This is a genomic window from Micrococcus sp. FDAARGOS_333 (assembly GCF_002206575.2).
GTDB lineage: Bacteria > Actinomycetota > Actinomycetes > Actinomycetales > Micrococcaceae > Micrococcus > Micrococcus lylae.
In genome coordinates this window covers 1,953,735-1,969,063 of record NZ_NJFJ02000001.1, presented here as the reverse complement: position 1 = coordinate 1,969,063, position 15,329 = coordinate 1,953,735, and the positions used below count along the sequence as shown (strand labels likewise).

The 15,329-nt window shown below is 73.6% G+C and carries 8 protein-coding genes; 4 read left to right on the top strand and 4 right to left on the bottom strand.

Annotated features, from left to right (window positions below):
- The first annotated feature begins 66 nt into the window (after positions 1-66).
- Positions 67-1,095, top strand: a complete 1,029-nt coding sequence (locus CEQ11_RS08700; protein WP_088478350.1) for a YafY family protein — start codon at positions 67-69, stop codon at positions 1,093-1,095.
- Here the strand turns inward: CEQ11_RS08700 and CEQ11_RS08695 are convergent.
- The 3 genes from CEQ11_RS08695 to CEQ11_RS08685 all read right to left on the bottom strand — a co-directional run bounded on the left by CEQ11_RS08695 (position 1,080) and on the right by CEQ11_RS08685 (position 6,200).
- Positions 1,080-2,144 carry an NAD(P)-dependent oxidoreductase gene (locus tag CEQ11_RS08695; RefSeq protein ID WP_088478349.1) on the bottom strand — a complete coding sequence of 355 codons (1,065 nt, stop codon included), beginning with the start codon at positions 2,142-2,144 and terminating at the stop codon, positions 1,080-1,082. The two genes, CEQ11_RS08700 and CEQ11_RS08695, sit on opposite strands and share 16 nt — an antisense overlap.
- Positions 2,144-5,116 (bottom strand): alpha/beta fold hydrolase, encoded by a 2,973-nt coding sequence (locus CEQ11_RS08690; protein WP_088478991.1) that lies wholly within the window; start codon positions 5,114-5,116, stop codon positions 2,144-2,146. Before CEQ11_RS08690 ends, CEQ11_RS08695 begins: the two co-directional genes overlap by 1 nt.
- A 61-nt stretch (positions 5,117-5,177) precedes the next feature.
- A complete protein-coding gene (locus CEQ11_RS08685) occupies positions 5,178-6,200 on the bottom strand; it encodes a 3-oxoacyl-ACP synthase III (protein ID WP_088478348.1) in 1,023 nt (340 codons plus the stop codon).
- Between the two features lie 209 nt (positions 6,201-6,409).
- Here CEQ11_RS08685 and CEQ11_RS08680 point away from each other — a divergent pair, with 209 nt between their 5' ends.
- Genes CEQ11_RS08680 through CEQ11_RS08670 form a run of 3 tightly spaced genes read left to right on the top strand, consistent with a single transcriptional unit; the run spans position 6,410 to position 12,607 of the window.
- Positions 6,410-7,996: a cytochrome ubiquinol oxidase subunit I gene (locus CEQ11_RS08680; RefSeq protein ID WP_088478347.1), complete on the top strand. Its 1,587-nt coding sequence runs from the start codon at positions 6,410-6,412 to the stop codon at positions 7,994-7,996.
- A 31-nt stretch (positions 7,997-8,027) separates the two neighbouring features.
- The gene (gene cydB / locus CEQ11_RS08675) at positions 8,028-9,050 is read left to right on the top strand and encodes a cytochrome d ubiquinol oxidase subunit II (protein WP_088478346.1); all 1,023 of its coding nucleotides are present in this window, start codon (positions 8,028-8,030) and stop codon (positions 9,048-9,050) included.
- Positions 9,047-12,607 carry an ATP-binding cassette domain-containing protein gene (locus CEQ11_RS08670; RefSeq protein WP_227718819.1) on the top strand — a complete coding sequence of 1,187 codons (3,561 nt, stop codon included), beginning with the start codon at positions 9,047-9,049 and terminating at the stop codon, positions 12,605-12,607. The genes cydB and CEQ11_RS08670 overlap by 4 nt, the downstream gene beginning before the upstream one ends.
- A gap of 102 nt (positions 12,608-12,709) precedes the next feature.
- On the opposite strand, the gene CEQ11_RS08665 is transcribed toward CEQ11_RS08670, so the two are convergent.
- On the bottom strand, positions 12,710-15,301 hold the full coding sequence (locus tag CEQ11_RS08665; protein WP_088478344.1) for a DNA topoisomerase (ATP-hydrolyzing) subunit A: 2,592 nt from the start codon (positions 15,299-15,301) through the stop codon (positions 12,710-12,712).
- Positions 15,302-15,329 lie beyond the last annotated feature (28 nt).

Below are 15,329 nucleotides of genomic sequence, written 5' to 3'. Positions count from 1 at the left end.
TTCAGGAGCCACCATTCGAGCAGGGAAACATGACATCTGCTGTCATGCTTCTGGCAGGATCGGCCTATGAGGTCCTCCCGGCTGCTGTCGATCCTGTTGCTCCTGCAGACATATGAGCGGATGACGAGCGCCGAACTGGCCCGTCGCCTCGAGGTGTCCTCGCGCACCATCCTCCGGGACGTTGTGGCACTGTCGGCCGCGGGTGTGCCCATCCACACGGAACAGGGCCGCGGCGGAGCGATCGTGCTGGACCGCCGGGCACGGCTGGACGTGGCACGCCTCGATCCGGGCGAACTGCAGGTGCTGACCGCGGCCGGCCCGGATGCCGAGCTGCTGAACCAGATCGGACTCAAGGCGCACCAGGTGAGTGCCCAGGAGAAACTGACGGCCGTGGCCCTCCGGGGACGGGCGCCCGAGACGACACCGCTGTCCGAGGTCCTGCTCATCGACCCCACCGGGTGGTTCACCGTGGGGCAGGAGCAAGACCTGAGCGATCTTCTCACCGCCGCGCGCCGGCGACGACGCATCCGCCTGCGTTACCGCCGCAGCGGTCAGGCCGACGGGACCTGGCTCACCGCGGATCCGTACGGCCTCGCGAACAAGGCTGGCGCGTGGTACCTCGTGGCCGACGTCGGCGGCGCGCCCCGCATGTTCCATGCCGGCCGCATCGACCGGTACGAGGCCCTCACGGACGACGCGGTGCTGCGCCCCGGCAGCGATCTGCGATCGGTCTGGCACGAGCTGGTCACCGGACTCTCACCGACCCCCGGCGTCGAGGTGCAGGCGATGCTGCGCTCGACCCGTCTGGACCTGGCGCGGCGGATCCTCGGAACCCGGCTGGTCGCCGCGGGTGTCCCGGAGGAAGGCTGGACCCCGATCACCGTCCACTATTCGGATGTGGAATCGGTGCGTCAGCTGCTCCAGTTCGGCGACCACATCCGCCTCCTCAGTCCTCCCGGGGCGATCGAGCGCTTCCGTGAGATCGCCGCGCAGATCGTGCAGGCACACGCCGGCGGCGTGACCGACCCGCGGCCCAGCGCCGGCGGTAGGACGCGGCCGGGACGGCCCGGCGCGGAGGGTCAGCGCTCGGCGTAGTGCTCGGCGACGCGTTCGAGGCCCTCGTCGATGCTCACCCGGGGACGCCAGTCCAAGACCTCGCGGGTCCGGCGCTGGTCGAACCAGTGGGAGGTGGACAGCTGCTCGGCGAGGAACTCGGTGAGCGGCGGTTCGCCGTCGGCGGTGGCACGGCGCATGCCGAAGAGGTTCCGCTCCCACGCGCGCTCGACGAGGGCGCCGGCGCGGCGGGCCACGCCCGCGGGCAGGCGCAGGCGGGGCGGGGCGGCACCGCCGGCCATGGCGATGCGGGTGATGAGCTCGCCCACCGGGCGCGGCTCCCCGTTGGTGACCACGAGGGACTCGCCGTGCGTGTGGTCCGCGGCGGTCACGGCGGCCAGGACGGCCTCGACGGCGTTCCAGGTGTAGAGGGTGTCGACAAGGGCGGCGCCGGAGCCGAGCACCGGCATGCGGCCGGCGCGGGCCCGCTGCACGATGCGGTCGGTCAGCTGCATGTCTCCGGGACCCCACATCAGGTGCGGGCGCAGGGCGAGCACGTGGAAGGACGGCGAGTCGGCAGACAGCGCGATCAGCTCGCCGGCGGCCTTGGTGCGGGCATAGGGTCCCCGCGCGGCGGCCGGGTCGGCCGGGCCGGCCCCCTCACCGACGATCGAGCTGCCGGCGTGCGCCACGGACGGGGAGGAGATGTGCACCATGCGGCTGACGCCGGCGTCCCTGGCGGCCTCCACCACGTACTGGGTGCCGGCGACGTTGATGAGCTCGAACTCCTCCTCGCGGCCGGACACCGAGACCTTGGCGGCCACGTGCACGACTGTGTCCACGCCGTCCATGGCGCGGGCGACCGCCTCGGGATCCGCCACGGAGCCGCGGACGTCCTCGGCGCCCTCGACGCCGGAGGGGCGGCGCTGGAGGGTGACGACCTCGGAGCCGGAGGCGAGCAGCGCCCGCGCCACGCCCTGGCCCAGGATGCCGGAGGCGCCGGTGACGAGGACGCGGTGCGCCTCAGGCTGTTCGAAGACCTGAGGAGTGCCCAGCGCGTCGAGCTCAACCTCGAATCCCATGCGTGACATCAGGGACGGCCCACCTTTCCGCCGGCCAGCACGTGCTCGGCCCACCGGGCCATGCGGGCACGGTCGATCTTGGAGTTGTGTCGGATGTCCGTGGGGATGGCCTCCGTGACGAGGACGGCGGAGACGGCCAGTGGCGCCACGGCCGCGCGGACCTGGGTCGCCAGCTCGGCGGGGGCCAGACCCGGCTTCGGTCGGCCGTCCCGCAGGTGACCGGCGCGCTTCTCCGGACGGGTCGCAGGCTTCGCCGCCTCCACGCAGACCACCAGCGCCTGGGTGCCGGCGGGGCCCACGCCGACGACCGCGCAGCGGTCGACCGGGCCGAGGGCGTCGATGGCGGCCTCCGGGCCCACCGGGGCGACCGGGCCGTGAGGGGTGGACACGACGTGCTGCAGTCGGCCCTCGATCCAGAGGCGCCCCTCGGCGTCGACGTGGCCGACGTCGTTGGTGCGGTGCCACACGCGCCCGCCGCCGCCGAACAGGCTGTCCCGCTTGGACTGCTGGTCCGTGTACCAGAGCGCGTCATAGCGCTCCTTCAGATGCGGTGCAGAGACGACGACCTCGCCCAGCACGCCCCAGCCGGACTCGCGGTCCAGGATGACCTCCTCCGCGGAGCCGTCCTCCAGCAGCGGGGCGATCGCGACCTCCACGGTCTCGATGGGGGTGCCGACGCACACGCCGGCGTCCTTGGCGTGCACGAGCTCCTGGACGGTGTCCGCGTTGATGTCCGTGAGCAGCAGGCCCTCGGTCATGCCGTAGGGGGAGTGGACCCGCGCGTTCGGCACAAGCGCGGTCACCTGGCGCATCAGGGACGGCGGGACGGGGGCCCCGGCGGAGAGGACCAGACGGATCCGGTCGAGGACGGCGTGCCCGGCCTCGTCCAGCTCGTCGGCCGTGGCCACGACGTTGCGCAGTGCGGCGGGGGAGGCGAACAGCACGGTGGACTGGCCTGCCTCTGCGGCTTCGGCGAGGCCGCGGGCCGTCAGCGTGGCCGGCTTGGTGACGTCCATGTCCGGGGACACGGAGGTGGCGCCCAGGGCAGGGCCCAGCAGCGCGAACGGCGCGAACCCGGCGAGCAGGGACGAGCCCGGCTCGATGCCGAGCGTGCGGCGGATGCGCCGCACCAGGTGGCCCAGGCGGCCGTGGGTGTAGACGACGCCCTTGGCCGGACCGGTGGAGCCGGAGGTGAACAGGACGGCGGCCTCCTGGTGCTCCTCGGGGACCGGCAGGATCTGGCCCTGCTCGTCCACGGGGCCGACGCGGTGCGGGTCGCGGTGGCGCTCCACCATGGCGTAGAGGCTGTCCTCCACGTTCAGCAGGGAGCGCTGGGCGGTCCCCAGCGTGGCCACGGAGAAGCGGGTGCCCGGCCAGGACTGCGCCCGGGCGAGGGTGAGGCCCGGGGTCTGACCGATGATCCACCTCGGGCGGGCGGACTTCATGGCCCGGGTCATGCCCTTGATGCCCAGGCCCTGGTCCGCGACGACGGCCACGGCGCCCAGGCGCAGCACGGCGTAGAGCGCGGCGGTGAGGTCCCGGCCCGGCGGCACGAGCATGGAGACGCGGTCCCCCGGGCGGACCCCCGCGGCCCACAGGCCGGTGGCGATCGCCGAGACCATCTCCTGCAGCTCGCCCCAGCTCACGGCCACGGGGCGGCGCTTCCGGCGCACGATCGCTCGGGAGCTGGCGGCGCCGGTCATGTCCACCAGGGCGGTGGCGTCGCGGTTGTAGGCCTCCGGGGCGCCCCATTCCTCCAGCTGGTCCCACAGGCGACGGCGTCCGGAGGACGAGGAGGCGGGCTGCACCGGGGCGGCGGGGACGTCCTGGCCGGAGGGTGCGGTGCCGTCGTCGTCCTCCTCACCGGCTGAGACGTGGGACTCGAGGTCCTCCAGGTGCAGGGACGTGGTGGACGGGTGCGCCTCGTAGCGCAGCTCGGGCTCCGGCAGGGACACGGGCAGGCCCGATCCCGGGGAGGAGAGCATGCCGGTGTCCAGCAGCTCCAACCACGTGAGGACGGGTCCGGTCAGGTCCCGGTCCTCGATGAGCAGGTGGCCGGCCTCCTCGTAGCGGTGCACACGGGCGGCGGGAAGGCGGTCGCGCAGGTCGTCGAGGTAGCGGTCGAGGAAGACGGGGTCGTCTGCGCCCCACAGGATCAGGGCGGGAACGTCGGCGGTGCCCAGGGCGGACACGCCTGCGGAGACCTCCTGCAGCGCGGGGTGGGAGCCGTGGTCGGCGGTGGCGGGGATGTCCGCCACGAAGCCGCCCACGCCGCCGCGGCGGTCCGCAGAGGTGTACGGCAGGTGATAGGCGGCGCGCACCGCGCGGGACAGCTGCGGGCTGGCCAGGGACGTGGTGACGGAGACGAACGCGTCCGTGGCCACGGTCGAGTTGGCCAGCAGGGGGCCGGCGAGGGCGGCCTGCAGCGGCACCGGGATGGGGGCGCCCTCCGGCTGGTGGACGGCGGTGTTCAGCGTCATCACACCGGACAGCAGCTCGGCGTGGCGGCCGGCCCAGCCCAGGGAGACGACGCCGCCCCAGTCGTGGCCGATCGTCACGAGGCGGTGGCCGGCGGCCACGAGGCCGGGCAGCTCCAGGGCGTCGGTGATCGCGGTGAGGTCGTCCAGGCGGGCGGCGAGGCCGCGGTAGTCCGAACCGGCGGTGCCCATCGTCTCCGGGCGGGGCATCTGCGCGTGGGGAAGGCGCTCGGAGAAGCCCATGTCCAGCTGGTCCGGGGCGATCACGCGCCAGGCGGTGCCGCCGGCACGGGCCTGGTCCACGGTGGCGCGCATGAGCGAGCGCCACAGGTAGGACCAGGTCGGGTTGCCGTGGACGGCGAGGATGGTGCCGTGCACCTCCACGCCCATCGCGGCCAGGGCCGGGCCGGTGTCCGCGATGTGGAAGGTCCGGACGGTGCCGGCCGGGTCCGCGGGGGACTGGACCGTGAGCAGGCGGGACCACTGCGGGTCCCACCCGGGCATCCTGTCGATCGGGGGGATGGTCGCTGCGGCTGCGGGGATGCTCACGGCGTGGTCCTCCTTCTCACCACTGGATCTCGAGCATGGCGGTGTTCAGTCCGGAGCCGACGCCGAGGCAGAGGACCTTGTCCCCGCGCTCGAGGGTGTCCTGCTCGCGGACGAGGGTGATGGGCAGGGACGCCGGGCCGATGTTGCCGAGCGTCGGGAAGGTGGTGGGGACGCGGTCGAGGTCCAGGCCGGCGGCCTCCGCGATCGCGTTGGTGTGCAGCTGGGAGACCTGGTGGGTGATGAACCGGTCCGCGTCCTTCCAGCCCCAGTCGGCGGGCGCGTCGTTCCAGGCGTCCATGACGAGCTCGAGGCCGCCGTCGAGCAGGCCGGTGGAGTCGGTGTACATGCCGTTGTGGTCGCCCACGCAGAGCAGGTGGTGCTCGGAACCGGCGCGGGTGACGCCGCGGACGATGCGGTGGCCCTCCGGGTGCTCCTCGGCGGAGCCGATCACCGCGCCGGCGGCGCCCGAACCGAGGGTGAGGGAGGCGAACTGCTCCATGAAGTTGCCGCGGTTGGTCTGCGGGGAGTGCAGGTTCTCCACGGTGGCGTCCTGGACCTTGAGGGCGTCCTCTCCGGCCACGACCACGGCGTAGTCGACCTGGCCGGCGTCCACGAGGGAGGAGGCCAGCATGATGCCGTTGACGAAGCCGAGGCAGGCGTTGGTGATGTCGAAGTTCACCGCGGAGGTCGGCAGGCCCATCATGTGGTGGACGCCGACGGCCACGGACGGCTCGAGGGTGGCGCGGGTGACCGAGGTGTTGACGATCAGGCCGACCTGGTCCGGGCGCACCCCCGCGGCCTCGAGGGCGGCGGTGCCGGCGCGGGCGGCGGCCTCCTGGAAGTCGCCCGGCCTGTCCCAGTTGCGGCGGGCGCGGACGCCGGCCACGCGCTGCAGCAGCCCCTTGGGCAGCTTGAGGCGCTTGAGGACGTCGTCCAGACGGACGTCCAGCTCCTCGGAGGTGAGCTCGTTCGGGGCCTCGACCTCGGTCACCGCCAGGAGGGCGGCGCGGGAGTACTCGAAGCTGGCGTTGCCGGACACGTTCGGTTACCTGGGCCAATCTGCTCGGGGCACGTCTGTCGGGCCCGCCGAGCGGGCAGGCCGGAGAACGAGTCTATCCCCCGGGGGGACCGAGGACCTCAGGAGGGTGATCGGAGCCACTCGACACATGCCTGACCGGTGATGGCCCAGGGGTATCCTGAGAACGTCCCACACCGTGGAATCACGTCTCTGCACTGGAGTGACACAGCATGGATCCCCTGGAACTCGCCCGCTGGCAGTTCGGCATCACCACCGTCTACCACTTCCTGATGGTCCCGCTCACCATCGGCCTCGGACTGCTCGTGGCGGTCCTGCAGACCGCGTGGTTCACCACGGGGCGGGAGGTCTATCTCCGGATGACGAAGTTCTGGGGCAAGCTCTTCCTCATCAACTTCATCATGGGCGTGGCCACCGGCATCGTGCAGGAGTTCCAGTTCGGCATGGCCTGGTCCGAGTACTCCCGCTTCGTGGGGGACGTCTTCGGCGCCCCCCTCGCGATGGAGGCGCTCATCGCCTTCTTCCTGGAGTCCGTGTTCCTCGGGGCCTGGATCTTCGGCTGGAAGACGCTCCCGAAGGCGGTCCACCTCGCGGCCCTCTGGCTCGCGGTGGTCGGCGCCCACTTCTCCGCGTACTTCATCATGGCCGCCAACGCCTTCATGCAGCACCCGGTCGGCTACCGCGTGGTGGACGGACGCCCCGTGCTGGACGACATCGGGGCCGTGCTCACGAACCCCATCCTGCTGACCCACTTCCCGCACACGCTCTTCGGCGCCTATGCCGTGGGCGGCGGCTTCCTGCTCGGCATCGCCTGGTACCACCTCTGGCGCCGCCGCGCCGACGGCATCGACTCCGTGGACGCCGACGGCCGCGTGGTGGTGGGGGAGACCGGCTCGGCCGCCCGGGACCGCCTGGACCACACCGTCTGGCTGCGCTCCCTGCGCATCGGCGCCGCGGTGGCGATCATCGGCTTCACCGGCACCGCCTTCACCGGCCATGCGCAGGCCCAGCAGATGATCGAGACCCAGCCGCTCAAGATGGCCTCGGCCGAGGCCGCCTGCCATGACGGCACGGCGTTCTCCGTGTTCTCCTTCGCCGACCTGTCCGACCGCTCGGGCGCCACCACCTGTGACGACGTCGTGGGCGTGGTCGAGGTGCCCGGCCTGCTGTCCTACCTGGCCTACGAGGACTTCACGACCCCGGTCAAGGGCATCACGAGCCTGATCCCGGAGTACCAGGAGAAGTACGGCACCCACCTGCCGGACGACCCCATGTACGGAGAGCGGGCGGGCGCGGAGATCGACTACCAGCCGCTGATGGAGGTGACCTACTGGGGCTTCCGCCTGATGATCACCTTCGGCGGCCTCGCCGCGCTCGCCGCCGCCTGCGCCCTCTGGATGACCAGGAGGGGCACGGTCCCGGCGAGCCGGAACTGGATGCGGGTGGCCGTCCTCTCGATCGGCGGCTCCTTCGGAGCGAACATGGCTGGCTGGGTGTTCACGGAGATGGGCCGCCAGCCGTTCGTGGTGGCCCCGAACCCGGCGCTGCCCGCCGGAGACCAGGTGTTCATGTTCACCGCCGCCGCGGTGTCCCCGGGGGTGGACGGCGTGGAGATCCTGGTGTCCCTGATCGTGTTCGCCCTGCTCTACGGCACCCTGCTCGTCGTCGAGGTCGTCCTGCTGGCCCGCTATGTGCGCGGCGGTGTGCCCGCCGGCATGCCGGAGCTCACCGCACACGAGCACGCGGACCCCACCGACCACGACCACGACGAGGACGACGTCCTCGCCTTCGCCTACTGACCCGCGATCGGGACCCAAGGAGAACGTCACCATGGCAGAGACCCTGCCCACCATCTGGTTCGCCCTCATCGGAGTCCTCTGGCTCGGCTACCTGCTGCTCGAGGGCTTCGACCTCGGCGTCGGGATGCTCATGCGCCTGTGGGCGCGGGACGAGCGCTCCCGGCGCCAGCTGCTCAACACCATCGGTCCCGTGTGGGACGGCAACGAGGTGTGGCTGCTCACCGCCGGCGGCGCGACCTTCGCGGCGTTCCCGCACTGGTATGCCTCGCTGTTCTCTGCCCTCTACCTGCCGCTGATGCTGACGCTGGTGGGACTGATCCTGCGCGCCGTGGCCATCGAGTACCGCGGCAAGGCGATCACCGACGCCGGGCGCGCCGTATGGGACGCCTGCCTGGCCGGCGGCTCGCTGCTGGCCGCCTTCACCGTGGGCGCCATGCTCGCCCTGACCACCACCGGCCTGCCGCTGGACGCCAACGGCGACCGCGTGGGCGGCCCCTTCGTCTGGATCACCCCGTACGCGCTGCTCGGCGGCGTGGCGGTGGTCCTCTACGCGATCGCCCAGGCATGGGCATTCCTCGGCCTGAAGACCGACGGCGCCGCACGCGAGGCGGCCCGTCGGGTGCTGGGCCGCTGGCTCCCGGTGCTCGTGGCGCCGTTGGCCCTGTGGGTCGTGCTCGTGGTCGCCCGCCGCGGCGCCGTCCTGCCGTGGGTGCTCACGGTGCTCGCCGTGGTGGCCCTGGCGGCGGCCTGGATGTGGGCGCGTGCCGGCCGTGAGGGCCTGACGTTCGCCGCCATGGGGGGCTTCCTGGCCGCCGGCGTGGCCGCCCTGTTCACCGCCGTCTACCCGGTGGTGCTGCCCTCCACCATCGACCCCGCGTACAGCCTCACCGTGGAGAACGCCTCGTCGGGCGCCTACACGCTCACCGTCATGGCGTGGGTGACGGTCGTCTTCGTGCCGATCGTCCTGGCCTACACCGCCTGGTCCTACTGGACCTTCCGCCGCCGCATCGCCGTCACCCACATCCCCACGGCCCACGCGGTCCGCCCGGTGTGAGTCGTCCCGACGACGGCCGGGCACCTCGGTCTTCCGGCCCCCTTCCCCGAGACTCCGCCTCCCGGCGGCTGCTGGTCCCCCTGCTGGGCTGCGCCGTGCTGCGTGCGGGCGGATGGATCCTGCTCGCCGAGGCGCTGACCCGGCTGCTGACCGGGCTGGCTGCGGCCCTGCCCGTCCCCGATGCCTCCGACCTGCTCGACCTGCTCCTGCGCCCGCCGGCCCCTGCCGGGCCGGTGGAGGCGGACCAGGTCGGCCTCGCCCTGCTGCTGGGCGCGGCGGGCACCCTGCTGCGTGCGGCGGCGGAGGCGATCGCTCCGGCGCTGGGGCGCCGGACCTCCCTGCAGGTACAGGCGGACCTGCGCCGTGCGCTGCTGCGGCGCCGCCTGGACGAGGCCGACGCCCTGGGCGAGGACGTGGGCCCGGACGCGGTGGTGGCGACCCGCGGCCTGGAGGGACTGGACGACTACCACGCGCGGGTGCTGCCCGCCCTGGCCGCGGCCGCGGTGGTCCCACCCGCGCTGATCGGGTGGGCGCTGCTGCGAGATCCGCTGTCCGCGCTGTTGCTGCTGCTCACCCTGCCGCTGGTGCCGTTGTTCATGGTCCTGATCGGCCGGCACACCGCCGAGCGCATCGCCGACTCCGCCGCGGGACTGGCCCGGCTCTCCTCCCAGCTGGCCGAGCTCGCCCGTGGGCTGCCGGTGCTCGTGGGCCTGCACCGGGCCGGGGTGCAGCGGCGCTCTCTGGAAAGGGTCTCCGAACGGCACCGGGCCGCCACGATGGGCACCCTGCGCACCGCGTTCGTCTCCGGCCTTGCGCTGGAGCTGATCGCCTCCCTGTCCGTCGCGGTCGTGGCGGTGGTGATCGGCGTGCGTCTGGTCTCCGGGAGCCTGGGGCTCGCGGAGGGGCTGGTGGTCCTGGTCATGGCGGCCGAGGTCTACCTGCCGCTGCGGGACCTGGGTGCTGCCTTCCATGCCACCGAGGATGCCGAGGCGGCCCGGGAACGCATCGACGCCCGCCTGCACGAGCCGCTGCGTGTCCCCGCCCTGGACAGGCTGCGGCGCGCAGACGACGCAGGTGAGGACCCTGCGCAGCCGGTGCTGTCCCTGGACGGGCTGCGGATCGCCTACGGGGCCGGGCCATGGGTGGTGGACGGCCTCGACCTGTCCGTGCCCGCCGGCGAGGCCCGGGTGCTCTCGACCGGGTCCGGCACCGGCAAGTCCACCGTCCTGCACCTGCTGGCCGGGCTGCTCCGCGACGACGACGTCCGTGTGGCCGGCACGGTGCGGGCGCCCGAGCCCGGACGCGTCCTGTGGCTGGGGCAGCATCCGGAGTTCGCCGCCCCCACAGGCGCCGAGGAGCTGGCGCTGGCGGGGGCGGACCCGGTGCAGGCCCGGTCCGCTCTGGAGGCGGTGGGCCTTCGCGCGGACCTGGCGGAGCGCCCGGTCGACGACCTCAGCCCCGGGGAGCGGCGTCGTCTTGCCCTGGCCCGGCTGCTGGCCCGGCTCGCACAGACGGACGACGACGCGGACGGCGCGCCTCGGCTGGTGCTGCTCGACGAGCCCACCGCCCACCTGGACGAGACGGCGGCGGACCGGGTGCGCCGACTGCTGCTGACGATCAGGACGGATCGGGTGCCCGGACTGTCCCTGCCACCGGTCGCCCTGCTCATCGCATCCCACGACCCCGCCCTCGCCGGATCAGGGCGGCCGCCGACGGCCGCCGTGGCCGATGCCGGCATCGATGCGGCCGATACTGGGCCGCCGGTCGCCTCCACCGCACAGCGTGTCCCGCGCGGGCGCCACGTCCTCCGGCTGCTGCCCTGGGGTGCCCGCAGGCTGTGGGCGTCGGTCGGCTGGGCCGTGGGCACCCACCTGTCCGCGGCGCTGCTGGCCGGTCTGTCCGGCTGGCTGATCGTCATGGCCGCCTATCAGCCGCCGATCCTGTACCTGCTGGCCGTGATCGTGCTGGTGCGGGCGTTCGGCGTGTCCCGCGGCGTCTGCCGTTACCTGGAGCGGCTGTCCGCCCACGACGCGGTGCTGGCGTGGGCGGGCCGGCTGCGTCTGCGGATCTGGGACCGCCTCGGCGCGGATCCCGCCGCCTTCCGCCGGCTCAGCCGGGCCGACGGGGCCCTGTCCGCGCTCGTCGCGGACGTCGACGCGCTGCGCGACGCCGTGCCCCGCGTCCTCGTCCCGGTCCCGGCGGCGCTGCTGGCCTGGGCCGTCACGGCCGCGATCGTCGCCGTGCTGGCCCCCGGTCCGGCCGCGGCGGCCCTGCCCGTCGCGGCTGCCGGGCTGGTGCTGGTCCCCGCGGCGGTGCTGCTCGTCGACCGGGCCGCCTCCGGGGCCGCCGCCACGCGACGCTCGGCGCTGCTCGGACACGTCACCCGCCTGCTTCAGGCAGCGGCAGACCTGCACGCCAACGGCCTGGCAGAGCGTGCCCTGCAGAGGCTGGACCGGACCGCCGAGCAGCTGGACGCCCCGGCACGCCGCGCCTCCCGCGCGGCCGGGCTCGGGGCGGCCCTGGCCGTGGCCGCGTCCTCGGCGTCCGCCCTGGCCGCCGCCCAGGCCGCCCTGGACACCGGCACCGCCGCTCCGGCCGCGGCGTTGGCCGTCCTTATCGCCCTGAGCTGGGCCGAGCCGCTGGCCGCCCTGGGGACCGCCGCGGCGCAGCTGCCCGTGCTGCGGGATCGGGGCCGCGCCGTCGCGCCACTGCTGGCCGGGCCGGAGCCGACCGGATCGGGGCGTCCGACATCCGCCGCCGAGGCCGACACCGTCGTCGAGACCCTGCTGCTCGAGGACGCCGCCGCGTGGCATCCGGGGGCACAGGAGCCGGTCTGGACCGGCCTGGACCTTCGTGCTCGGCGGGGCGAGCGGATCGGGGTGGTGGGGCCGTCCGGCTCCGGCAAGTCCACGCTGCTGTCCGTGCTGCTCGGCCTGCTCCCGCCTGCCCAGGGCCGCTATGCGCTGCTCACCGCGGCGGAGTCGGAAGAGGTGGAGTCAAAGGAGGCGGGGCCGGAGCTTGGGCCCGGGACGGCCCCGGTGTGCCGGCCGGGCGCCGAAGTGGCCGGCACGGGGCGCCGAGCCGAGGCCGGGACCAGGCCCTCGGCGGACCGCCTGCGCCGGGTGGCGTGGACGCCGCAGGACGCGCTCGTGTTCGACTCGACCGTGCGCGGCAACCTGGCGCTGTCCCGAGACCCGCAGCAGGCCCCGGACGAGGAGGAGCTCACAGACGCCCTGCGCCGGGTCGGGCTGGACGGCTGGCTCGCGGCACAGCCGGACGGGCTGGACACCCGGGTCGGACCGGGCGGCCGGCGACTGTCCGGCGGGCAACGTCAGCGTCTCGCGGTGGCCCGGGCCCTGCTGGCCGGGGCGGATGTGGTCCTGTTGGACGAGCCGACGGCGCACCTCGGCCGCGACGAGGGCCACGCGCTCATGCAGGATCTGGTGGCGGGCCTGGGGGCGAGGATCACGGTGACGGTCACCCATGACGAGGCGCTGGTGGCGGACGCCGACGTGGTCCTGCGGCTCGGGGCCGAGCACGGCCACCGCCGGCGGTGACCCGGCGCCGCGTCAGGGGCCGTCACGGCGCGCGGTGAGTCGTCGTCCACGCGCTCGGCAGGTCAGCCCCGGATGCCGCAGCGGTGACCTGCACCGCGTCGCTCACTCGGCCGAGACCTCCACCGCGTCGTCGGCCTGAGGGGCGGCGGCCACCAGGATCGGCGAGGCGCCGGAGCCGATCGCCTCGATCCTCTGGTCCACCGGGACGCCCGAGCCGTCGCGGCGGCCGAACTCGGTGGGCAGGGCGCGGGCGACGCCGGCCTTCGACGCGGCGAGGGCGGGGGAGGCGCCGGCCCAGGCCAGCACCACGGCGTTCTCGCCCTTGAGCATCCGGTGGGCGCGGACGCCGGCGGTGCCGCGGCCCTTGGTCGGGTACTCGCCGAGCGGGGTGACCTTCACGGACCCGGGCGCGGAGCCGAGCAGGTCGGACTGGCCGTCGGCCACGGTGACCACCACGGCCGGACGCTCGGAGGAGGACAGCTCGGCCTCGGGCACCACGGTGCCGGCCGGGGCGACGGCGAACGCGAGGACGGTGTCCTTGTCCGCCACACGCATGCCGGCCATGCCGCCGGCGGACGGGCCCTGCGGACGGACCAGCGAGGCCTCATAGTGCAGCAGCTGGCCGGCGGCGGTGACGAACACGAGGTGGTCCTCGTCCTGCACTGCGGGTGCGGCGCCCACCACGGCGTCCCTGTCCTTGAGGGTGATGGCCTCGAACACGTCCCGGTTCAGCGGCCACTGTGGGCGGACGCGCTTGACCACACCGCGGGCGGTGCCGATCGCCAGGACGGCGTCCAGGGGGACGAGGGCGACGAGGGACTCGCCGCGCTCGAGCGGGACGAACTCCTTGGCGGGCACGGACTCGGCCATGGGCGGGGAGGCGGAGGCCTCCGCGGCGGCGGGGATGTCCACGACCTGGAGGCGGTGGAGGCGGCCTGCGGAGGTGAGGGCACCGATCTCGCCGCGGGCCGTCGTCGGGACCACGGAGGTGTAGGAGTCGTGCTTGTGGCGGCGGCCGACAGGGGCGATCGGGGTCCGGTCCGCGGTGCGCAGCAGGCGGCCCGCGGTGGACAGCAGCACCCAGCAGGGGGTGTCCGCGACCATCATCGGGGACGCGACGGCCCCGGCCTCCTTCGCCGCCGGGGCGGAGGCGGTGGGGGAGGCGAGGTTCTCGGCGTCGAGCAGCCGGGTGCGGCGGTCGTCGCCGTACTCGTCCGCCACGTCCGCCAGCTCGCCGGAGACGACCTCGCGCAGGCGGGCGTCCGAGGCGAGGATGGCCTCCAGCTCGGCGATCGCGGCGGCCAGCTCGTCCCGCTCTGCTTCGAGCTCGATGCGGGAGAACCTGGTCAGCTGGCGCAGGCGCAGCTCGAGGATGTGGTTGGACTGGACCTCGGTGAGGTCGAAGACCTGCATGAGGCGGGTGCGGGCCGCGGCGGCGTCGTCCGAGGTGCGGATGATCTCGATGACCTCGTCGATGTCGACCAGGGCCAGCAGCAGGCCCTCCACCAGGTGGAGCCGGTCCCTCTTCTTGCCGAGGCGGTACTCGGTCCGGCGACGCACCACGGACAGGCGGTGGTCCACGTAGACCTGGAGCAGCTCCTTCAGCCCCAGGGTCTGGGGCTGGCCGTCCACGAGGGCCACGTTGTTGATGCCGAAGGTCTCCTCCAGCGGCGTGTGCTTGTAGAGCGCGGCGAGCACGGCCTGCGGGTTGAACCCGGACTTGAGCTCGATGACGAGCTTGAGGCCGTTCTTGCGGTCCGTCAGGTCGACGACGTCGGAGATGCCGGTGATCTTCTTGGCGTTGACGCCGTCCTTGATCCGCTCGATCACCTTCTCCGGGCCGACGCCGTACGGCAGCTCGGTGACCACGAGTCCGGTCTTGCGTGCGGTGACCTGCTCCACAGCGACGGTGGCGCGCATGCGGAAGGAGCCGCGGCCGGTGGCGTAGGCGTCCTTCACCCCGTCCAGGCCCACGATCCGGCCGCCCGAGGGCAGGTCCGGGCCGGGGACGTGCTCCATCAGGTCCGCGAGCTCCGCGTCCGGGTGCCCGAGCAGGTGGCGGGCCGCGGCGACGACCTCACGCAGGTTGTGCGGGGCCATGTTGGTGGCCATGCCCACCGCGATGCCGGAGGCCCCGTTGACCAGCAGGTTCGGGTAGGCCGACGGCAGGACGCCGGGCTGGGTGAACTGGTTGTCGTAGTTCGGGACGAAGTCGACCGTGTCCTCGTCCAGGTCGGCGGTCATCGCCAGCGCCGCCGGAGCCATGCGGGCCTCGGTGTAGCGCGGGGCCGCCGGACCGTCGTCGAGCGAGCCGAAGTTGCCATGGCCGTCCACCACCGGCAGGCGCAGGGAGAACGGCTGGGCCATGCGCACCATGGCGTCGTAGATCGCGCCGTCGCCGTGGGGGTGCAGCTTGCCCATCACCTCGCCGACCACGCGGGCCGACTTCACATGCCCCTTGTCCGGGCGCAGCCCCATCTGGGACATCATGAACAGGATGCGCCGCTGGACCGGCTTCAGGCCGTCGCGGGCGTCCGGCAGGGCGCGGGAGTAGATCACCGAGTACGCGTACTCGAGGAACGAGCCCTCCATCTCCTGCGCGACGTCGACGTCGACGATGTTCTCCTGCTCCACGGGAACGGGCTGCGGGGCGTCGCCACCGGCCGAGCGGGAACGGGTCGATCGGGCTGTCATGGTGCTTCGGGAGTCCTCAACGGTTCGG

Coding starts and splice junctions, on each gene's coding strand:
- CEQ11_RS08690 (WP_088478991.1), bottom strand. CDS start 5,116: ATGCCCGGGTGGGACCCGCAGTGGTCCCGCCTGCTCACGGTCCAGTCC.
- cydB (WP_088478346.1), top strand. CDS start 8,028: ATGGCAGAGACCCTGCCCACCATCTGGTTCGCCCTCATCGGAGTCCTC.
- CEQ11_RS08700 (WP_088478350.1), top strand. CDS start 67: ATGAGGTCCTCCCGGCTGCTGTCGATCCTGTTGCTCCTGCAGACATAT.
- CEQ11_RS08680 (WP_088478347.1), top strand. CDS start 6,410: ATGGATCCCCTGGAACTCGCCCGCTGGCAGTTCGGCATCACCACCGTC.
- CEQ11_RS08665 (WP_088478344.1), bottom strand. CDS start 15,301: ATGACAGCCCGATCGACCCGTTCCCGCTCGGCCGGTGGCGACGCCCCG.
- CEQ11_RS08695 (WP_088478349.1), bottom strand. CDS start 2,144: ATGTCACGCATGGGATTCGAGGTTGAGCTCGACGCGCTGGGCACTCCT.